This window comes from Heyndrickxia sp. FSL K6-6286 (genome assembly GCF_038630395.1).
Classification (GTDB): Bacteria; Bacillota; Bacilli; order Bacillales; family Bacillaceae_C; genus Heyndrickxia; species Heyndrickxia oleronia.
The window spans coordinates 3830314-3851575 of the sequence record NZ_CP152029.1 but is presented as its reverse complement, the minus strand read 5'-3'; the positions used below and the strand labels follow the sequence as shown (position 1 = coordinate 3851575).

The following is a 21262-nucleotide window of genomic DNA, read 5'->3' as shown; positions in this document are numbered from 1 at the left end:
GAAAAATATTGATAATCTTATTGACAAAACACAAGAAAACGATAAAATAATAATAAATATTGAAAACGATTTCAAAAAAAGGGGTACATCTTTAAGGAAATTAATATACAAGTAATCGTTTTTAAGTAGATTTGTTAATTTTATAGATACAAAAGTATGAAGAAAATAGAAAAGGAGAATTGAAAAATGACTAAAACAATTGAAATGGATCATGTACAATCACAAGCTGTTCCTGAAACAATGAAGGCGGTAGTTGCATATGCACCAGAAGATTATAGATTTGAAGTAGTTCAAACTCCTGTACTAGAAAATGATAAGGAAATAATTATTAAAGTTGAAGCATGTGGAATTTGTGCGGGAGATGTGAAAGCTTATTATGGAGCTCCTAGTTTTTGGGGAGATGATAAGCAACCAGCTTATATCAAAGCCCCTATGATTCCTGGTCACGAATTTATTGGAAGAATTGTTCAAAAGGGTGATGCTGTAACCGATTTTGAAATTGGTGATCGTGTTATCTCGGAGCAAATAGTTCCTTGTTGGGAATGCCGTTTCTGCAAGAGAGGTCAATATTGGATGTGTGAAAAACATGATCTTTATGGCTTCCAAAATAATGTCAATGGTGGAATGGCTGAATATATGAAATTTACAAAAGAAGCAATTAATTTTAAAGTCCCTGAGGAGTTACCGATTGAAAAAGCTATATTAATAGAGCCTTATGCATGTAGCCTTCATGCTGTTCAACGTGCGCAAGTCCAACTAGGGGATGTCGTCGTATTGTCGGGTGCTGGAACATTAGGATTAGGTATGATTGGCGCACTGAAAAAATCTGGACCTGCCAAGTTAGTGGTATTGGATTTAAAAGAAGATCGTTTAGAGCTTGCAAAACAGTTTGGAGCGGATATTGTTCTGAACCCAAGTAAGGTAGATGTTGTAAAAGAAATTAAAGAAATGACGGATGGATACGGCTGTGATATCTATATTGAAGCAACAGGTCATCCTAAATCAGTAGAGCAAGGGCTTCATGCAATCAGAAAGCTTGGTCGATTTATTGAATTTAGCGTCTTTGGTGAACCAGTCACAGTTGATTGGAGCATTATTAGTGATCGCAAGGAGTTAGATTTACTAGGCTCCCATTTAGGACCTTACTGCTATCCTTTAGTTATAGAAGGAATTTCAAACGGAGATTTTCCAACAGAAGGTGTAGTTACTCACCAATTAAGCCTAGAAGAATATCAAAAAGGATTTGAACTGATGAAAAAAGGTGATAAATCCTTAAAAGTCATATTAAAACCGTAATCCTCGAAAACAAAGGGAAGGGATGGGAGTATATGTCGGATTTAACTAAAGGGAATAGTTTTTTGGATAAGGTAGGAATGCCTTCACATTTAATTTGGGGCTATGTTGGTGTTCTTATCTTTATGATGGGAGATGGCTTAGAGTTAGCATGGATTAGTCCTTATCTCGTTGACCAAGGCATGACCGTTCAGCAAACGGCATTACTTACAACTGCTTATGGTGTAACGATTGCAATCGCCGCATGGTTTTCAGGGGTCTTGGTTGAGGCGATTGGACCGAGAAGAACAATGCTGATAGGGACAGTTCTATATATTATCGGTCAAATTCTATTTGTCGGAATTGCTATACCACAGCTTCATTATGGATTGATGATTCCTACCTATGCATTAAGAGGGTTTGGTTATCCTTTATTTGCTTATTCATTTCTAGTTTGGATTACATATCGAACACCTCAACATCAATTAGGGAAAGCCGTTGGATGGTTCTGGTTTGTTTTTACTGGTGGATTAAGTGTACTTGGATCCTATTTCTCAAGTTGGTCCATAAAAGCAGTTGGCTATATTCCAACACTATGGTTTGCTATTGTTTGGGTAGCTTTAGGGGCATTTTTGGCGATTGTTGTGAATCGCGATAAAATAAGCATAGAAGAAAAGATCAATCAAACCTCAAAGGGTTCTAAATACAAAGAATTATTAAATGGAATTACCATTGTTAAAAGAGAACCTAAAGTTGGGATTGCAGGGATTGTGCGTGTAATCAATCAAGCATCACAATACGCATTTCCATTATTTTTACCACTTTATTTACAAGATCAAGGTATTAGTATTACCGTGTGGTTAAATATTTGGGGAACGATTTTTATTTCAAATATTGCTTTTAATCTCATCTTTGGTTTTGTTGGTGACAAGTTTGGCTGGAGAAATACAGTTACTTGGTTTGGTGCAGTAGGATGTGGTGTTTTCACCTTAATGTTATTTTACACCCCACAACTATTTTCAGGAAATGTGTTTTTAGTTGGTATGATCGGTATGCTATGGGGTGCTTGCTTAGCAGGTTTTGTTCCACTTTCAGCTTTAACACCTTCTCTAGTTGGTGAAGGAGATAAAGGGGCAGCAATGTCTATCTTAAATCTTGGTGCTGGATTATGTGTGTTTGTAGGTCCTGCATTAGTTGCTCTTTTCTTTGACGCAGTCAATACCAAAGGAATTATTTGGATACTGAGTGGTTTATATTTAATAGCTGCAATATTAACTAGATTTTTAAAGCTTCCTGAAGAAAAGAAAGAAAATATGGAGCAAGTAACAAAAGAATCAATTGTTTAATAAATCTATGATTTAGTAGAAAAAAGGCAAATAAACGTTCTTTTGGGATAGCGTTTACATGCTATGTTAAGATGGTATCATTCATCAAAAAAAACCTAAAAGGAGTAAAAATAAGAATGAAAAAACTTATTAATAATCCAAATAATGTTGTTGAAGAAATGATTGAAGGATATGTTAAGGCTCATTCAGATTATATCTGTCAATTACCTGAAAATAAAAGAGCTCTAGTTACTAATAGAAAAACGAGAGATGGAAAGGTTGGCATCTTAATCGGTGGAGGATCAGGACATGAACCAGGTTTTATGGGGTATGTAGGTGAAGGAATGGCCGATGGTGTTGCAGTTGGTAATATCTTTGCTTCACCTTCACCTGACCCAATCTTGGCAGTCACCAAAGCAATTGATAAAGGGGCAGGAGTGGTTTATTTATATGGAAATTACGCCGGTGATGTGATGAATTTTGGAATGGCTGCAGAAATGGCGGATTTAGAGGAAGATATTCAAGTAGGAGTGGCTTTAGCATCAGATGATGTTGCATCCGCACCAAAAGAGGAAAAAGAAAAACGACGTGGGATTGCAGGTGAATTTTTTATCTATAAAGTTGCTGGAGCAGCGGCAGACTTTGGTTATAATTTAGAAGAAGTTGTACGAATTGCAAAAAAAGCGAATGAAAATACACGTTCCATGGGAGTGGGGCTGACTCCTTGTTCCTTACCTCAAACTGGGAAACCCAGCTTTGAAATTGGGGAAAATGAAATGGAAATTGGATTAGGACATCACGGAGAGCCAGGAATTGAAAAAGGTCCACTTGAAACCGCGGATAAAGTTGCAGAACGTCTAGTAAATGATATTTTATCAGATATTGAGATTAATAAAGGTGACCAAGTGGCTGTTCTTGTAAATGGTCTAGGATCTACACCAAGAATGGAACTATATATTGTATATAGAAAAGTTGAACAGATGTTAAGTGAAAAAGGAATTGGAATTTATCGTTCATATGTAGGAGATTACATTACTTCACTTGAAATGGGTGGCTGTTCAGTAACTTTATTAAAGCTTGATGATGAGTTGAAAAAAACAATTGATCATCCTGTTGACTGCCCAATGTTTGTGCAACGTTAGGAGTGAAACAATGAGAATTTCAGCGAAAGAATTAATAGAATATTTTAAAATTGTGGTTGTGACAATGGAAAGAGAAAAGGATTATCTTTGTGAGCTTGACCGTAAGCTAGGCGATGGCGATCATGGGGTAACGATGTCAATTGGTTGGCAAGCAGTAAATGAAAAGTTGGAAAATGAGTTAGCAGATGAGGAAGACTGTTCAAAAATAAGTTTAGTCGTTGGAAAAACTTTTCTAAGTGCTGTGGGGTCATCGGTTGGCCCCTTGTATGCAACAGGGTTCTTGAGAGGTGCTAAGGCTGTTAAAAATAAAACTGTTCTTAATCATCAGGATTTAGCAGAATATTGGATTGCTTTTGCTAAAGGAATTAAAGAGCGTGGCCAAGCAGAAGTGGGAGATAAAACAATGGTGGATACCCTTGAACCATTCGTACAAGTGTTGGAAGCTAAATTTAAACAAACTCAGGATTTATTAAGCTCTTTTGCAGAAGCTGTTTCCAAAGCTAAAGAAGGGATGAAATCTACAAAAGAACTTGTTTCTAAAAGGGGACGTTCTAGCCGACTGGGAAATAGATCTGTTGGTGCACAAGATCCTGGTGCAACATCAGCTTATTTGATTTTATCAACTTTTCTGGGTTATATTGAAGATCTTTCTTCAAAAGCAAGTTAAGAGTAATCGGAATGAATGGAAATTAAAAAAATAATAAGGAATCAGAGAGAATTATTTTCTGATTTCTTTTTTTTACTCAAAATAAAAATAAATGAAAAATAATAAAAATAAACGAAAATAAAAGTTGAAAAACAATAATTAGTGTATTAAAATGAAAGCGTGATTAATAGGAGGAATCGGTTGTATGAAAATCGGAATCGGTAGTGATCATAATGGCTATGAGTTTAAAGAGGCGATTAAACAGTTTTTAGAGGGATCAGAACATGAAATTGTGGACTATGGTTGTCATTCTTGTGAAGCAGTTGACTATCCGGATGTTGCGTTTGAAGTTTCACAGGCAATTAGTGAGCAAAAGATTGACCGTGGAATATTAATTTGTGGTACAGGTATTGGCGTATGTATTGCAGCAAATAAATATCCTGGTATCCGAGCAGCACTAGCTCATGATGTGTATTCAGCAGAAAGAGCGCAATTAAGTAATAATGCACAAATTATTACGATGGGTGCTCAAATCATTGGGGTAGAAGTTGGAAAAAAAGTTGTTAATGCCTATATACATTCGAATTGGGCTGAAGGATCAAAGCGAAAAGTGGATAAAATTATTGCAAAAGAGCAACAATTTATAAACCAAAATTATAAGGATGTTGTAGATGGAGTAAAGTGTGATTGTTAAAACTAAAGGGGTGGTATTATGCATTCTTTGTTATTAGATTTTCTCAAAGTAACAGAAGAGGCTGCTATTTCAGCAATCCCATGGATTGGTAGTGGAGATAAAATTGCAGCTGATGGAGCTGCTACAAATACGATGAGACAGCGTTTAAATCAAATGATGATGCATGGAACAATTGTTATTGGTGAAGGAGAAATTGATGAGGCTCCGATGCTGTATATTGGTGAAACAGTTGGTAAAGGAGCTGGACCTGAAATTGATATCGCTGTTGATCCAATAGAGGGAACGACCCCAACAGTAAATGGACAAAGTAATGCGATAACAGTCATTGCAGCTGGACCTAAAGGATCATTGCTTCATGCACCAGATATGTATATGAAAAAGCTGGTAGTAGGGCCAAAAGCAAAAGGACAAATAGATATTGAAGCACCGCTGCAAGATAATTTAAATGCAGTTGCAAAAGCGAATGAGAAAAAAATAACTGAATTAAACATTCTTGTTCAGGATAGACCTAGACACCAGGAAATGATTGATGAAATTAGAAAGATTGGCGCAAAAGTACATCTGTTTCGTGATGGAGACGTAATTTACACTGCAGGCGCCTGTTTACAAGAGTTAAATATTGATATGTTTTTAGGCATCGGCGGAGCTCCAGAAGGAGTACTAGGAGCAGTAGCCGTTCAATGTTTAGGTGGTGAAATGCAGGCAAAGTTGTTACCACGTAGTGAGGTAGAAGTTAAAAGATGTATAGAGATGGGGTTAACTAATCCGGAGATACCGCTCAGACATGAACAAATCGTTCGTTCCAATGATTGTATGTTTGTTGCTACAGGGATCACAGATAATCTATTTTTAAATGGGATAAAAAAAGAAAAAGGAAAATATATCACCCATTCTATTTTAATGCATGGAAAAGATAGGCAACTAAGATATATAGAAAGTCGTTATGATGCTCCTGTTTCAGAAGTGATTTGATACATTAATAGGGAGGAATTAAATTGGAATTTTTCTTAGACACAGCCAATATTGATGAGATCAAACGTATTATTCGTTTGGGGCTAGTAGATGGTATCACAACGAATCCAACCATTATAGCGAAGGAAAATAGAGATTTTGAAGAAGTAATTAAAGAGATTTGTAGTCTAGTAGCTGGTCCTGTTAGTGCAGAAGTGATAGGACTTACAGTATCAGAGATGGTAAAAGAGGCACGGGAAGTAGCAACATGGGCCCCGAATGTTGTTGTAAAAATTCCAATGACAGAAGCAGGAATAGAGGCAGTGCATATTTTATCAAAAGAAGGAATTAAAACAAATGTAACGTTAATCTTCTCTGTTGCACAAGGATTAATGGCAGCAAAGGCGGGGGCAACATACATCAGTCCATTTGTAGGAAGAATCGATGATATGGGTGAAGATGGCATTGTTTTAATTCAAAAGTTAAAACAGGCCTTAAATAACTATCATTATGAATCTAAGATAATAACAGCAAGTATACGAACAATCGGTCATTTAGAAAAAGCAGCAATCGCTGGAGCTGATATTGCTACTATTCCTGGTACACTTTTACCAAAGTTATGGGAACACCCTTTGACAGATAAAGGAATCAAACAATTTCTTGATGATTGGAAAAAGGTTCCGAAGAAAAATCAAGCATTAGACGAAGGGGGACTGTAAAAATTGGTCACAACTGCTACTTCAATCGAACTACTATCAATTAATACTATTCGTACATTGGCAATTGACGCAATTGAAAAAGCAAATTCAGGTCATCCAGGTTTACCAATGGGTGCTGCCCCGATGGCTTATACTTTATGGACGGAATTTTTGAAACATAATCCAACACATTCGAAATGGTTTAATCGCGATCGATTTGTTTTGTCTGCGGGGCATGGATCAATGCTGTTATATAGTTTACTTCATTTATCTGGTTATCAAGTGACATTAGATGACTTAAAGAATTTCCGTCAATGGGGTTCTAATACTCCAGGCCATCCAGAAGTACATCATACCGATGGAGTTGAAACTACGACAGGACCTCTTGGTCAAGGAATTGCTACAGCAGTTGGGATGGCAATAGCTGAAGTTCATTTAGCTGCTATGTTCAATAAGAAGTCTTATCCTATAATTGATCACTATACCTACGCATTAGTAGGCGACGGGGATTTAATGGAAGGAATTTCACATGAAACGGCTTCACTTGCGGGACATCTTGGATTAGGAAAATTAATTGTGTTATATGATTCAAATGATATCTCACTCGATGGTGATTTGAATATGTCCTTCTCAGAAGATATTGATCAACGCTTTCAAGCCTATGGGTGGCAAGTATTGCGTGTTGAAGATGGTAATGATGTCCTAGCTTTAAAAGAAGCCATAAAGGAAGCAAAGCAAAATATTGAACAACCAACATTAATTGAAGTGAAAACGATTATTGGTTATGGTTCACCGAATAAATCCAATTCATCCGCTTCTCATGGAGCCCCACTCGGAGAAAATGAAGTAAATTTAACTAAACAATATTATGATTGGCCGTATGAGCCTTTCCATGTACCTGAAGAAGTTTATGAAGATTTTAACCAAAAGGTGATCAAAAAAGGAGTACAAGAAGAAGAAGAGTGGAATAAGCTTTTTGCGGAATATAAGGAAGTCTATCCGAAAGATGCGAATGAATTAGAAATAGCAATCAATGGGGAGCTACCTTCAAACTGGAATAAAAACCTTCCTTTATATAGCCCTGGAGAAACCCTAGCTACTCGTGATTCCTCTGGGCAAGTATTAAATGCAATTGCAAAGGCGTTTCCAAAGAATTTTTTTGGTGGAAGTGCAGATTTAGCTGGCTCAAATAAAACGACAATAACAAACAGTACAGATTTTTCACGTATGAACTATCAAGGGAAAAATATTTGGTTTGGTGTTAGAGAATTTGCCATGGCGGCAGCTTTAAATGGGATGGCATTGCATGGTGGATTAAAAGTATTCGGGGGAACATTTTTCGTTTTTAGCGATTATTTGCGCCCCGCTATCAGATTATCTGCTCTAATGAAATTACCTGTTACTTATGTTCTGACTCATGATTCAATCGCAGTAGGAGAAGATGGTCCAACACATGAACCTGTTGAGCACTTAGCATCATTTCGCTGTATGCCTGACTTAAGTTTAATACGTCCTGCCGATGCAAATGAAACGCAAGCTGCATGGAGATTAGCTATAGAATCAACTAATAAACCAACATTGTTAGTTTTAACGAGACAAGGGCTACCTACATTAGAAGAAACAAAGGAAAATGCGTATGAAGGTGTAAAAAAAGGAGCCTATATTGTAAAAGAAAGTGAAAAAGAAATTCCGGATGCATTGATTCTTGCAACCGGATCTGAGGTACAGCTGGCTATTCGAGCACAACAAGAATTACGTAATAAGGAGATAGACGTTCGTATTATTAGTATGCCATCATGGGATCGCTTTGAGGAGCAGGATCAAACCTATAAAGACCAGGTACTTTCTCCAAAAGTAAAAAAACGATTAGCAATTGAAATGGGATCTTCCTTTGGATGGGAACGTTATGTAGGAGACGAAGGAAAAATACTAGGAATCAATACATTTGGTGCCTCAGGAAATGGTGATAAGTTAATAGAAGAATTTGGATTTACCGTAAGCAATGTAGTAAAGATGGTTGAAGAACTAGTATAAGTATTTGGAGTTGGTAAACTGCATCTCTATATGAGAGGTGCAGTTTTTTAGTAACAATGAATAATTTATCAAAACGATTAAGATAAATACCGATTATTTAAGTGATTAATGATATTACTTTACTATATAATCTTTCTGCCTCATTCCCCGCTTTCATTTGAAGAGTAGTAATATTTGTAAGTAATTTAATGGAGTGATTGTCTATAGTATCTGACTCAATGATAGAGCTTGATGCCAGTTTCATTAGCTTCGGTACTTCCCAATTGCTGTGTAAAGCAAATGATGTACAAAATCCGTATCTAGGTAATACAATATCCCCTTTCCAACCAGTATCCTGAAGTCCTTCAATATAGTTGGTAAATAGGAGGTCTTGAAAATATTCTGCTTTTTCAATCGGAATATCTTGTTGGCTTAAGGCAATTCCATATAATTTTCCCAAATCCTCTCCTAATCCAGAAATACTCAGAAACTGCCAGTCTATTAAAGTTAAACCTCTGTGAATGAATATGTTTTGTTTACTTAAATCTTGGTGTGCAAGAACACGAGGTAATTTATTAATGGCATGAAGATGCTTATGTATATTTTCATTTAAGTGTAGATAAGAATGATAGATGTTTCGAAGACTAGCAAATCCTTGAATGGTTGGATAATAGGTCATTGGATTAATCGAATACTTTTTACAACTATTCACCTAAGAATGTAACCAATTACGGCATATCCATGAATATTCAGGAAGTGTTTTACTAGAAAAATATGCTCCATTAAACATCCCTAAATGTCGTGCAATAAAAGCGAGATTTTCTTCAGACCATATTTTGTTATTCTCTTCTTTTATTTCTTCCATCCAAATCCAAATAGAACCATTCGCTTTTTCCTCAACTTTATAGCATTGAGGGGTATAAATAAAATCAGGAAGATGGGATAACAATTGTGACTGGTTAACCAATGCCTCTCTTTTCCAATAGTTATGATGTTGTGGATCATCTTTATCTGAATGCTCAGTTCTTATTATCTTTAGAATGAGTGACCAAGGGATACTGCTTCCTTGATCATTGAATGTCCCATAAATACGAAAAATACCTTCCGTTGTAAAATTAAGTGAAACAGATTGAATCGATTCAATTTTCCAATCATGCAGGTTATTAACTTGTTTATTTATCATTTGTGAAACACATTCATGTAGTGTATGTAAGTTTAGTGCTGATTGAATTTCTGAAAATAATTGGCTCATTAGACACCTCGATATTAAAAAGTTCGAATGTATACCTTCTTCTATGATTTTGGTTATTTTTCCTTCACATAATTATTATGAGGGGATAAAAAGAGTGCATTAATCCTTACGAGATTAATGCACCCTATCACTAACATAAATATACAATATCATTTCTCCTGTCGATAAAACGCAACCGTAGCTTCAGCCATCCTAAGAATCTGTTGATGCAGCTCTTTAGGTTCAATCACTTTCATTTGATCGGAGAATCCTAGTATATATCCTTTAGCATCCTCTTCAGTATGGAATGAAAGTTCGACAGGGATCCATCCATTTTTATTTTTATTGTTCATCTTTATAAGTTGAACGAAGCGGTCTGTAAATTGTAGCCTTGGTAGGATTGATGGTGTAACTTCTACCACTACAGTATATGTTGGTAGGTTTTCAACAAAAGCCTTTGTTGAAGATTTCCAGTAATGGGCAAGATCGAAATCCGTTGGTCTTTTAAATTTTTCGTTAATAGGCATCGCAGCTTTTATTCGTGAAACCCTATAGTTTCGAATTTCATTATTTTCTTTAGCCGCTATAAAGTACCAGCGACTTCCCTTGGCAACAAGTCCTAATGGATGGACAATTCGTTCGTTTGTTATTCCGTCTGCACGTTCATATTCCATCAATAATTTATTTTCTTCCCATATCGCTTTTTTCAGGACTTCGAAGGTCACCATTTTTTCCTTCCGCTCTCGCCATGTACTTGTATCAATATGAATGCGGTTCCATATGTCTTTAGCATTTTTTCGATAACTTTCTGGAAGAGAGGCTAGTAGTTTATTTCTCGCTTCCTCTGAAGTGCGATGTAAACCGAGGTCTTCGAGAAATTGATGCGAAGGAGAGAGAAATAATGCGCGAATTTCTGCTTCCTTTAGCCCTGTTAAATTTGTTCGATAGCCCTCTAGTAATGACCATCCACCATTTTTTCCTCGTTCTGCAAACACCGGTATTCCTGTACTGCTTAAGGCTTCCATATCGCGATAGATGGTTCGCTCCGAAACCTCTAATTTCTCAGATAGTTCTTTAGCTGTCATTTGCACATGCGTTTGTAACAGCAAAAGAATGGATATTAATCGATCTCCTCTCATCCCAACTCACCTTTTTTTAAGATTTATTATGTTTTATTTAAGGAAATATGACAAAGGTTGTCAAGAATGAACCTTTATAATGAGGACATCTAGTTAAGAAAGGAATGGGAAATATGAATAATTTAAAAGGTAAAGTTGCGCTTGTAACGGGAGGCAGTAGGGGAGCTGGACGGGGGATTGCAATTGAATTAGGAAAGGCTGGAGCAACAGTTTATGTGACAGGGCGTAGTACGCAAGGTAATTCGACAAATGCATGGCCAGGAACCATTGATGACACCGTTTCAGAAATAGAGGCTCATGGGGGAACAGGAATCGCGATTCGCTGTGATCATACAAATGATACGGAAACTGAATCAGTCATCAACCAAATACGCAAGGAACAAGGGAAATTAGATATTTTGATTAATAATGTATGGGGAGCACATGATCTAGGGGTAGATGCTAAGCCATTTTGGGAGCTGCCGTTGAAACATTGGGATACGATGTTTACTGCTGGTGTGCGTGCACAGTTAGCCACTAATCATTTCGCCATCCCATTGCTCCGTGAGAATCGACAAGCCCTTATCGTCCACACTACATTTTGGGACGATCATAAATATACGGGACAGTTTTATTACGATTTAGCTAAAAATTCATTAGTTCGCATGGCTTATGGACTGTCAATAGAATTAAAACAAGACAATATTGCTGTTCTCGCAGTCTCACCTGGATTCATGAGAACAGAGCTTGTGTTAAAACATCATCATGTAGCTGAGGAAAATTGGCAGGAATCTGAGGAATTAAAGGATTCAGAAACCCCTCATTATATTGGCCGTGCAATTACCCATTTAGCTAGTGATACCAATGTAATAGAAAAGAGCGGAAACGTTTATAGAGTGGGAGATTTAGCAAAGGAATATAATTTTACAGATATCGACGGTCGCTTTATCCCGCCATTTAAATTATAGAAGGTACTCGTTTTATATAACATAAAGGGAATCGCTTTAAATGTGGGCGTTTCCCTTATTCATTTTGTTCTACCAATGGTTTTCTGTTTTTTTTTAAAACAATGACACCGATTATTGAAAGGATTAAAAGGATCGTTCCTAAAATGAAAAAGAGTAGCGATAAAACATGCCTTTCTCCCCAATGATTGTATGCTTGTAAATAACTGTTAAGGATCGTAAGGAAAGAGATTGTTAGATAGAATTTGGATGTATTTTTAAACAAGTGAAAAACTCCCTTCTTACATAATTTTACCATAAATAAACATTCAATCATTGTGATTATTGCGAAAAATTATCTTGACCTTCAAGTTACTTTAACGTTTATCTTAAAGAAAGGGAGGATTAATCATGGAGGAATTAATGACAATACAAGCATTCTCTGAAAGGACAGGAATCTCTAAAAGTGCTTTACGTTACTATGAAACGCAGCATTTATTATCACCTAAAAGAAAACTTGAAAATGGATATCGCTATTATTCGGAAGACCAGATTGAAGTGGTCAAGTTTATTTCTAGCTTAAGGCTAGTTGGAATTTCTATAAAGGAAATTCAGCTTTATATTAGTGGGAATGAGGAGAAGCGCCAACAAATGATGACGAGGTGGATTCAGTCATTAAAGCAAAAGCAGGAATTACTAAATGTCAGTCTACGCTATTTAGAAGGCCAACATGAAAATGAAGCTGTTTATTTAATAGAAAGAAAGGAAGAAATGATTGTTTGGTTTGGTGCAGAATCAGAGGTTGGTCAGTTTGGCACATATTTTCGAGAACGAGGCAAAGAACTATCAAAGAATAATATACGATTCAAAAGTGGCTATCTTCGTTATTTATCAGGGATGAATTCCATTAAGGCAGAAATTGGCTTTGGTTTATCAAAAGCGATCAGTCTATCTGTTTTGCCTGAAGGGGCACAAATTGAACATATGCCACCCTGTCTTTGTATTGCTCAAAGCTTTAACTCATCGATTTCACAAATTAAAGAGGGGTATAGAAATTTAATCAGATTTGCAGTTGACCATAACTGGATACCAACAGGTCCCATATTAGAATGGTATCGCGGTGAGGAGCTAAACGATCTTGATTTAATTATGCCAGTTACAAAATTCAAAGGAGGATAAAGGATGAATGAACCAAAGGAGTTAGTCGTTAAAATTGTAGAGCTAACGGGGAGTAACTATGAAATAGGAAGATTACAGGGTCAGCAATTGAAGCAGGAATTAAACTGGAATGGAACAACTCAAAACATGACGAAAAATCCGGACTTCAATTGTTTCCAGGCAAGGGAAAAGTTAAATAAAGTACATCCAAACATACTTGAAGAAATATACGGATTGGCCGATGGGCTGGGTATCGATAGAAATACAGCAATAGAATGGTATAGTGGCTATAATGTCATATTTCCTGAGATGGGTTGTACTACATTAGTATCTGATTCCTTTTACGTCCGTAACTATGATTTCAATGATCAATTGTACGATGCGCGGCTTGTCCTAATGAATCCTATTAAAGGGTATGCAAGTATAGGCTTTAGTCAACAAATCATTGGCCGATTAGACGGTATGAATGAAAAAGGGCTTGTGATAGGCTTACATTTTGTTAATCAAATGTATAAAGAAGAAGGATTTATCGCTACAACCATCGTTCGAATGATATTAGACCAATGCGCAACAACTGATGAAGCGATTCAATTAATCAAAGATATTCCGCATGGATATTGTTACAACTATTCGATTACAGATAAACAGGGGAAAAGTGCAATTGTTGAGGCTTCACCACAGAAACAAATAGTGAAGTTTGCTACCCCTCTGGTTTGTACGAATCATTTTGAGTCAGAAACATTAAAGGAAAAAAATAGGGAGACCATCCAAGGTTCACTTGATCGAAAAGATTACCTACTAAAATTAATTAAACAGAGGTTAACGCCTTTATCAGCCTACCATTCTTTTAACGGTAACCATTCAAAATTATTTTTCCATCATTATAAAGAATATTTTGGAACACTGCATACCGTTGTGTATTTACCAAACAAATTAGAGGTAATCGTCGGAATTGGTTGCGATTCCGACCCACTGACAATCTCTTTAAAGGATTGGATGGCCGGAAAAACAATGGTTCCTAAAGCAATAAAGGGGAATATTTATACAAATTAATCGTGTTATTTTTTGTTTGCAGTAGGATTTTCTTTGTAAAGGACGAAGCTTGTAAATGTTATGCCAATCTCGGTTAAAAAGAGTAGGAATATTCCGAAACCATTTCGATCCTTAATCGTCTAATTGAAAAGAGATAAAAATGAGGTGGGGAAATTTTGATAGAGGAAATAAATGAGGAGTCCGATTTTTTGACCTCTTTAATGCTGACGTATGGAGAGGAGATAAAGAGATTAGTTTATTCTTATTTAAAAGATTGGGTGCTAACAGAGGATGTAACGCAAGATGTATTTGTCACCATCTATTTAAAGCTGGATTCCTTTCAAGGAAACTCGGATATAAAGACATGGATATATCGAATTGCGATTAATAAATGCAAGGATAAGCTTAAATCTTGGAAGTATAAAAAACTCTTTTTAACGAATCAATTCTTCTCATTAATTGAAACAAAAACTCCTGAATTTTATGTAATCGATGGTCAGCAAAAGGATAAAGTTGTTCAAACCATTTTTAATTTGCCGATCAAATATCGAGAAGTAATCATTTTATACTATTATAAAGAATTAAAAATAAATGAAATTAGCAGCTTACTAGGCCTCTCTCCCTCAGGTGTAAAAACAAGATTATTAAGGGCAAAGAAAACATTAGAAAAGGAATTTGGAGGGCTGTGGGATGAGAAGTGAAGAATTAAAAGAGCAAATTGATAAATATATTAGTACAGAATCAGTCTTTACTGAAAAAGATCGGGCTCAAGTGTATCAAAAAATCCAAAGGAATAAAAAGCCAAGCAAAAAGATTAGGTTGCTGCCCGCTTTTACGATTTTACTGCTTATTAGTTTCGGCGCAATTAGTTTCTCTTTAATGAATCACGAGTCTCCACGCGTTGCGATGGAAGAAAAGAAAAAACCTCCTGTTATTAAAGAGGAATTTACTCTATCTAATGAAGAAAATATTGCTTATCAATTGTTTCTTAAGGATTTGAATGAGGTTCATTTAAAAGATTTGAGTCCGATTAGTATTGCGAAGCTATATGTAAAAGCTGAAATTGACCAACAATATTACGCCGTCTATGCATTATATACAGACCGTAAAGAACATATTCAGTGGACAAAAGAAGAAGACCGAGCCATACCTAAAGAAGATCGAGGTACGAAGGAAACTCTTATAAAAAAATTTAAAAACATTGGAAAAGGAACATTTATACAAACGAGTGATGATCAAGGATATATCTCCTTCCAAGGCCCAGATGGTGAACTTGGCTTTCAAATGATTAAAGATGACGATGGAATCTGGAATGTTGCTTTTCAGCCTATACAATAAAAAAAAGGGTAAATAGCGGACCGTGAGTCCGTTATTTTAATGAAGAATCGGTATATTGCTCCTTCATGGTAACAACCGGTCTCTTAGGTTACCGTGTACAGGTGATTTCCTCCTTCCGGGTAATCAAATGCTCTCTTAGGTTACCAACCCCATGCAAAATTCCCCCATCCGGTAATCAACCGCCCTCTTTAGTTCCCGAGCGCAGTCAAAATTCCTCACCAGGGTAATCAATCGCCCTCTTTAGTTCCCGACGCAAGCCAAAATCCTCCTCCAGAGTAACCAATCGCCCTCTTTAGTTCCCGAACGCAGGCAAATTACACCCACAGGGTAATCAACCGCCCGCTTAGGTTCCCGTGCCCAGTCAAAATTGCCGTCCAGGGTAATCAACCGCCCGCTTAGGTTCCCGCCCCCAGTCAAAATTGCCGTCCAGGGTAATCAACCGCCCTCTTTAGTTCCCGCCCCCAGTCAAAATTCCCCACCAGGGTAACCAACCACACTCTTTAGTTACCGATCACAGGCATTTTTCTCCATCCCGGTAACCAAACCCTCCCTTAGGTTCCCGAACCCCCGGAATTTCTTCCTTCTCGGTAATTAACCGCACCCTTAAGTTCCCGCCCCCAGTCAAAATCCTCCTCCAGAGTAACCAACCACACTCTTTAGTTACCGAACACAGACATTTTTCTCCATCCCGGTAACCAAACCCTCCCTTAGGTTCCCGAACCCCCGGAATTTCTTCCTTCTCGGTAATCAACCGCACCCTTAGGTTCCCGCCCCCAGTCAAAATTCTCCACCAGGGTAATCAATCGCTTTCTTTAGTTCCCAAACCCCCCGCAAACCCCATCAACATTATCCAAGCACCAGCAACATAAAAAAATATATCAAAATGGAACGTGATCCTCTAAGTAACCACCAATAAGAATGGTGACCCGCATCATAAAGGCTGATATACTTATGAACTAAGGAGTCCACGCGTGCTCGAAATTTTGATAGAACAAGGGTGATCAACAGAGTACCGAAGACTTGATTAGAACATTCAAAAAATGATTTGAATGCTAAATAAGATAAAGGAAAATAGTAAATGATGACCAGAACAAAAGAGGATCATGCAGCCAGCCAAGAAACGTTCTACAAGACATACAAATAAAAAGCAAAGATTATACTTATTAATATTCAACCATTGGAAATCTTATTTTCTTGACCCATCAGGAAACTTAGTATAAACTTGCTTTACATTATAATGATTCTAATTTAAAAGAGGAGAAAGCTATGATTTCATCGGAAGTTAAACATCTTCTTATCGATAAAATGAAACTAATTTCACTTTCAGATAAAAATATTTGCTTAGTTGGACCAATTAATCTTCCTGTTCAGCTAGATCAGCAGGTTGTCCATTTTAAGTGGTATACATGGCTCGCTGTAGAAGAACATGTATCAAAGGATGAAATTTTAGATTCCTTACCTAATTTGGATTTAGCATCCATGCAACAATGTTCAGTTCTTGTTTACGGTGATATCCAAGATGCTGAAAAAGCGTTAGTGCGCATGCACAGTATTTGCCATACGGGTGATATATTCGGTAGCAAACGATGTGATTGTGGGTATCAATTACGTACATCCATGCAAATGATTGTAGAAAATGGCAGTGGTGCCTTATTCTATCTTGCGAATCATGAAGGAAGAGGGATTGGATTATTCTCTAAATCCTTTGCTTACTTATTGCAGCAAGAAGGTTATGATACGGTTGAGGCAAATCTTGCACTTGGATTTACAGATGATAGCCGTTCATATGATGAGGCGATTTCAGTATTACAATCCATTCGTTCAAAACCAGTTACCTTAATTACTAATAATCCTAAGAAACTTGCTGCACTAAAGGAATCTGGACTTTTAGCTGATGAACATATCCCTCTATGGGGAGATAAATCGGAATACAATGAGTTTTATTTAGAAACAAAGGTTAATAAGTCAGGTCATATACCTGAAAAGGAACCGATCGGAAGATAAGTGGTTTTAAAGGGAGGGTGGTATTGTACTCTCCCTTTAATACTAGTTACTAAATAGGTCGACAATAATTTTTTATAAAAACACTTGAAAAATGTTGTAGAAATTTGTATAATAAAAAAGTCGATTAGAGATATAAAATATATTTCATATTGCGGGTGTAGTTTAGTGGTAAAACTACAGCCTTCCAAGCTGTTGTCGTGGGTTCGATTCCCATCACCCGCTCCATACATAATATTTTGAATAACGCAGTGTTTCGTTTTCCAAGAAGAACGGGGTATTGCGTTTTTTTATTTGTTTACTACAAAGGAAGGAGGAGCGTACATGAATATCTCTCAGCTGAAGCAAGAAATCATTTCCTATAGTAAGGTGATTGGGATTGATAAAATAGGTTTTACCACTGCGGACACCTTTACTGAAATGAAAAATCGATTAATTCGACAACAGGAGCTCGGGTATCAATCGGGATTTGAAGAAAAAGATATTGAAAAACGTGTAAATCCTTCCTTGATTTTTGATCAACCAAAATCAATTATTGCGATTGCTCTTGCTTATCCTTCAAAGATGTCTGAGTCACCACAAGGGAAAAAAGGGGACAGACGAGGCATTTTTTGTCGAGCGTCTTGGGGCGTCGATTATCATACCATTTTACGAGAAAAGTTGAAGCAATTAGAGGAATTTATTTTGGAGAAGGTACCAGAGGCCAGATTTAAATCAATGGTTGATACGGGTGAATTAGTTGATCGTGCAGTAGCACAAAGAGCAGGGATCGGCTGGAGCGGGAAAAATTGCTCCATTATTACACCGGAGTTTGGTTCCTATGTGTACTTGGGAGAAATGATCACCAATCTACCATTTGAGCCAGATGAACCGATGGAAGATCAGTGTGGATCCTGTAATAAATGTATTGATGTCTGTCCAACAGGTGCTTTAGTCCAAGGAGGACAACTGAATGCGCAGCGCTGCATCGCCTTTTTAACACAAACGAAGGGATTTCTTGAAGAAGAATTTCGCGATAAATTAGGTAATCGTATCTATGGATGTGATACCTGTCAGACAATATGCCCTAAAAATAAAGGAATGGATTTTCATTTCCATGAAGAGATGGAGCCTGATCCTGAGTTAGCCAAACCAAGATTAACCCCATTATTAACGATTAGTAATCGTGAATTTAAGGATAATTTTGGGGAAATGTCTGGCTCATGGAGAGGGAAAAAGCCGATTCAAAGAAATGCCATTATTGCATTAGCCCATTTTAAAGAACAATCCTCGGTTCCAGAACTTATTCAGGTGCTAAATGAGGATCCTCGTCCTGTTATACGTGGCACAGCCGCATGGGCATTGGGGAAAATTGGTGGAGAAGATGCTTCTATGGCATTAGAGCATTCAAATGAAAAAGAAACAGACCCGGATGTTTTAAATGAAATTGAAAAAGCAATACGCAAAACAAAAGGCGAAGTATAACAATAAATATAAAAACGCTTGGAAAGGTATTACCCCTAAAATTAACTTTAAAGGGGCAGTACCAACTCCAAGCGTTTTTTTGTTAAACAATATTAGATGCTTATCCTCGCTTTTTTAAAAAACTAAAAAACAACAAAAGAAACAAGATCACAAGCGTAGTATAAAACGATACGGAGCGATACCAAACATTCTTGAACACCACCCAAAAACTCGTTCCACCTAGGTCTGGCGGTAAAGTAGAATAAATTGCTACTTCAAAAAAGAAAATTCCAAGGGAAAACAAGAATATTGGAAGAAGTAAAATCCATACCATTAATTTGAATTTCATAAAAAGCCCCCTTTTTAAGTGGGAATTTTTTAAAACTAACATTATATTTCAATTTATTTTCTATTTTTATCATGTTACTTCAAGAAAATGGAATTATATAGTATAACTATACTTTGCTTTTTTTGTTTTGAAAAGGCTCCTCTTTCATATGTATTAATTAGAGGAGGGAAGCAAATGAAGGATCAAATCAAGGCGCACGTAAAATGGCAGGTTGAAGCCTATGTGAAAAGTAAAAAGGACCATGAAAATGAACACATAATAAAAAAGATCGAATCGTTTCAAAATAGGAATGCAGAAATTGTAAAGGTTATGGCAAATACAACGATAACGGATAGAAAACAGGAAGATGATCACACGTATGTCCATTATGATGTTCACATGCAATATTTAATTAAACAGAAAGACAAGATGTATATGGAGGAGAAGCTGGAACATCACCTGGCCTCTTTTTATAAGGATAAACTATATGAAAGCCGAGAGTTAAATCAGGAAGACATCATTTTGAACCAGCGACAGATAGAAGCTGAATTAGAGGAAAATGATGATATGCCAAGGATTTCCTACCGATATGATCGTTTGAAAGCCGTTCAATATGCCGAAAAATGGTGGAATTCATATAATCCTGCATACAAAAAATTTGAAGTGGACTGTACGAATTATATTTCTCAATGTCTTCATGCAGGAGGTGCACCGATGCGTGGATATCCGAATAAAAGCAAAGGCTGGTGGATGAGGAGTAATAATTGGAGCTATAGCTGGAGCGTTGCTAATTCCTTACGAATCTATCTAGCTTCTTCGACAGCTGGTTTACAGGCAAGAGAAGTCGGATCTCCACATGAATTAATGCTTGGGGACGTGATTTGTTACGACTTCCAGGGAGATGGCCGTTTTGATCATAATACCATTGTAACCGGGAAAGACGCTTTGGGCATGCCTCTCGTAAATGCACATACTTCGAATAGTCGGATGCGCTACTGGGCATATGAGGATTCCACAGCGTACACACCAAATATTCAATATAAATTTTTTACCATTGTAGATAATCCTTAATCAAAAGGAACTTATGCTATAATGGATAAGGTTATAGTTCAATAATGAGGTGAAACAATCGTGGCAATACATGTCGTACTTTATCAACCAGAAATCCCAGCAAATACAGGGAATATTGCGCGAACATGCGCAGCAACGGATACGAAACTACATTTAATCAAACCTCTTGGTTTTTCAACAGATGATAAAATGCTTAAACGTGCCGGTCTTGATTACTGGCATCATGTAAATATTACTTATTATGACTCATTGGATGAGTTTTTTAGTAAAAATGAAAATGGGGAATTCTTCTACATTGAAACCTTTGGCGAGAAACCACATTCTGCTTTTGATTATAGTGATGTGAATAAAGAATATTATTTTATGTTCGGTAAGGAAACGACGGGTTTGCCAAAGGATTTGCTAGTTAATAATAAGGATCATTTTTTACGAATTCCAATGAATGATAATGTTCGTTCATTAAATCTATCGAATACTGCTGCCATCTTAGTGTATGAGGCATTAAGACAACAAGGCTATCCTCATTTAAAATAATAAAAAAATCTTCCAAACAGGAAGATTTTTTTATTTGGCTTCAATTATTTATTTGTTCCTGGCTTATCATCATATCCAGCAGTAAAAATAGCTGCTAAAAATGCAATTGAAACAGCTATAATAACCCAAGTTCCCATAGTTATGTAAGCCTCCTTCAAAATTATTGCAGTACTAATTTTTATTATAGCCCAATTTATATTTTATGTGAACATCCCTCATTTGTTTTTCATGAACAACTAATGGTAAATCATCGAATTCATATTTTCCCAGGAATGCATTTCTTGTTTTTATATCATGTTCCAAAAGGTTTGAGCATAAAGTAT

General features: G+C 36.6%; 21 protein-coding genes and 1 tRNA gene. 18 read left to right on the top strand and 4 right to left on the bottom strand.

The window, feature by feature from the left end; all coding sequences use genetic code 11:
• The first annotated feature begins 186 nt into the window (after positions 1–186).
• The 8 genes from MHI39_RS19400 to tkt all read left to right on the top strand — a co-directional run bounded on the left by MHI39_RS19400 (position 187) and on the right by tkt (position 8762).
• Complete coding sequence (locus tag MHI39_RS19400; RefSeq protein WP_180213464.1) at positions 187–1296, top strand: alcohol dehydrogenase catalytic domain-containing protein; 1110 nt, start codon at positions 187–189, stop codon at positions 1294–1296.
• A gap of 32 nt (positions 1297–1328) precedes the next feature.
• Positions 1329–2618 carry an MFS transporter gene (locus MHI39_RS19395; RefSeq protein ID WP_180213463.1) on the top strand — a complete coding sequence of 430 codons (1290 nt, stop codon included), beginning with the start codon at positions 1329–1331 and terminating at the stop codon, positions 2616–2618.
• A 116-nt stretch (positions 2619–2734) separates the two neighbouring features.
• Positions 2735–3739, top strand: a complete 1005-nt coding sequence (locus tag MHI39_RS19390) for a dihydroxyacetone kinase subunit DhaK (RefSeq protein WP_180213462.1) — start codon at positions 2735–2737, stop codon at positions 3737–3739.
• A gap of 10 nt (positions 3740–3749) precedes the next feature.
• Entirely contained in the window at positions 3750–4406 is a 657-nt protein-coding gene (gene dhaL, locus MHI39_RS19385) for a dihydroxyacetone kinase subunit DhaL (RefSeq protein WP_180213461.1), read from the top strand.
• 184 nt (positions 4407–4590) lie between these two features.
• On the top strand, positions 4591–5079 hold the full coding sequence (gene rpiB / locus MHI39_RS19380) for a ribose 5-phosphate isomerase B (protein ID WP_180213460.1): 489 nt from the start codon (positions 4591–4593) through the stop codon (positions 5077–5079).
• Between the two features lie 18 nt (positions 5080–5097).
• Positions 5098–6051: a class II fructose-bisphosphatase gene (gene glpX / locus MHI39_RS19375; protein WP_180213459.1), complete on the top strand. Its 954-nt coding sequence runs from the start codon at positions 5098–5100 to the stop codon at positions 6049–6051.
• A 23-nt stretch (positions 6052–6074) separates the two neighbouring features.
• On the top strand, positions 6075–6749 hold the full coding sequence (gene fsa / locus MHI39_RS19370; RefSeq protein ID WP_180213458.1) for a fructose-6-phosphate aldolase: 675 nt from the start codon (positions 6075–6077) through the stop codon (positions 6747–6749).
• 3 nt (positions 6750–6752) lie between these two features.
• Entirely contained in the window at positions 6753–8762 is a 2010-nt protein-coding gene (gene tkt, locus MHI39_RS19365; protein ID WP_342539997.1) for a transketolase, read from the top strand.
• A 97-nt stretch (positions 8763–8859) separates the two neighbouring features.
• On the opposite strand, the gene MHI39_RS19360 is transcribed toward tkt, so the two are convergent.
• The 3 genes from MHI39_RS19360 to MHI39_RS19350 form a co-directional block, all read right to left on the bottom strand.
• The gene (locus MHI39_RS19360; RefSeq protein WP_342539996.1) at positions 8860–9453 is read right to left on the bottom strand and encodes a phosphotransferase; all 594 of its coding nucleotides are present in this window, start codon (positions 9451–9453) and stop codon (positions 8860–8862) included.
• Positions 9454–9993 carry a hypothetical protein gene (locus MHI39_RS19355; RefSeq protein ID WP_342539995.1) on the bottom strand — a complete coding sequence of 180 codons (540 nt, stop codon included), beginning with the start codon at positions 9991–9993 and terminating at the stop codon, positions 9454–9456.
• Positions 9994–10142: 149 nt separating this feature from the next.
• Positions 10143–11111: a YafY family protein gene (locus tag MHI39_RS19350; protein ID WP_342539994.1), complete on the bottom strand. Its 969-nt coding sequence runs from the start codon at positions 11109–11111 to the stop codon at positions 10143–10145.
• A 113-nt stretch (positions 11112–11224) separates the two neighbouring features.
• On the opposite strand from MHI39_RS19350, the gene MHI39_RS19345 reads away from it, so the two are divergent.
• Entirely contained in the window at positions 11225–12058 is an 834-nt protein-coding gene (locus MHI39_RS19345) for an SDR family NAD(P)-dependent oxidoreductase (RefSeq protein WP_342539993.1), read from the top strand.
• Between the two features lie 55 nt (positions 12059–12113).
• Here the strand turns inward: MHI39_RS19345 and MHI39_RS19340 are convergent, their stop codons facing one another.
• Positions 12114–12320: a hypothetical protein gene (locus MHI39_RS19340; RefSeq protein WP_342539992.1), complete on the bottom strand. Its 207-nt coding sequence runs from the start codon at positions 12318–12320 to the stop codon at positions 12114–12116.
• A 125-nt stretch (positions 12321–12445) separates the two neighbouring features.
• Between MHI39_RS19340 and MHI39_RS19335 the strand changes: the two genes are divergently transcribed.
• The 9 genes from MHI39_RS19335 to trmL all read left to right on the top strand — a co-directional run bounded on the left by MHI39_RS19335 (position 12446) and on the right by trmL (position 20939).
• Complete coding sequence (locus MHI39_RS19335; protein WP_342539991.1) at positions 12446–13213, top strand: MerR family transcriptional regulator; 768 nt, start codon at positions 12446–12448, stop codon at positions 13211–13213.
• A 3-nt stretch (positions 13214–13216) separates the two neighbouring features.
• Positions 13217–14245, top strand: a complete 1029-nt coding sequence (locus MHI39_RS19330) for a C45 family peptidase (protein WP_342539990.1) — start codon at positions 13217–13219, stop codon at positions 14243–14245.
• A 155-nt stretch (positions 14246–14400) separates the two neighbouring features.
• Positions 14401–14925: a sigma-70 family RNA polymerase sigma factor gene (locus tag MHI39_RS19325; protein ID WP_342539989.1), complete on the top strand. Its 525-nt coding sequence runs from the start codon at positions 14401–14403 to the stop codon at positions 14923–14925.
• Positions 14915–15562: a hypothetical protein gene (locus MHI39_RS19320; RefSeq protein WP_342539988.1), complete on the top strand. Its 648-nt coding sequence runs from the start codon at positions 14915–14917 to the stop codon at positions 15560–15562. Before MHI39_RS19325 ends, MHI39_RS19320 begins: the two co-directional genes overlap by 11 nt.
• A gap of 1266 nt (positions 15563–16828) precedes the next feature.
• Positions 16829–17566, top strand: coding sequence for a GTP cyclohydrolase II (locus MHI39_RS19315; RefSeq protein WP_342539987.1), 738 nt, complete (start codon positions 16829–16831; stop codon positions 17564–17566).
• A 151-nt stretch (positions 17567–17717) separates the two neighbouring features.
• Positions 17718–17791 (top strand) — tRNA-Gly (locus tag MHI39_RS19310).
• Positions 17792–17887: 96 nt separating this feature from the next.
• A complete protein-coding gene (gene queG / locus MHI39_RS19305) occupies positions 17888–19027 on the top strand; it encodes a tRNA epoxyqueuosine(34) reductase QueG (protein ID WP_071976746.1) in 1140 nt (379 codons plus the stop codon).
• A 502-nt stretch (positions 19028–19529) separates the two neighbouring features.
• Complete coding sequence (locus MHI39_RS19300; RefSeq protein ID WP_342539986.1) at positions 19530–20405, top strand: amidase domain-containing protein; 876 nt, start codon at positions 19530–19532, stop codon at positions 20403–20405.
• 60 nt (positions 20406–20465) lie between these two features.
• Positions 20466–20939, top strand: a complete 474-nt coding sequence (gene trmL / locus MHI39_RS19295) for a tRNA (uridine(34)/cytosine(34)/5-carboxymethylaminomethyluridine(34)-2'-O)-methyltransferase TrmL (RefSeq protein ID WP_058003377.1) — start codon at positions 20466–20468, stop codon at positions 20937–20939.
• Positions 20940–21262 lie beyond the last annotated feature (323 nt).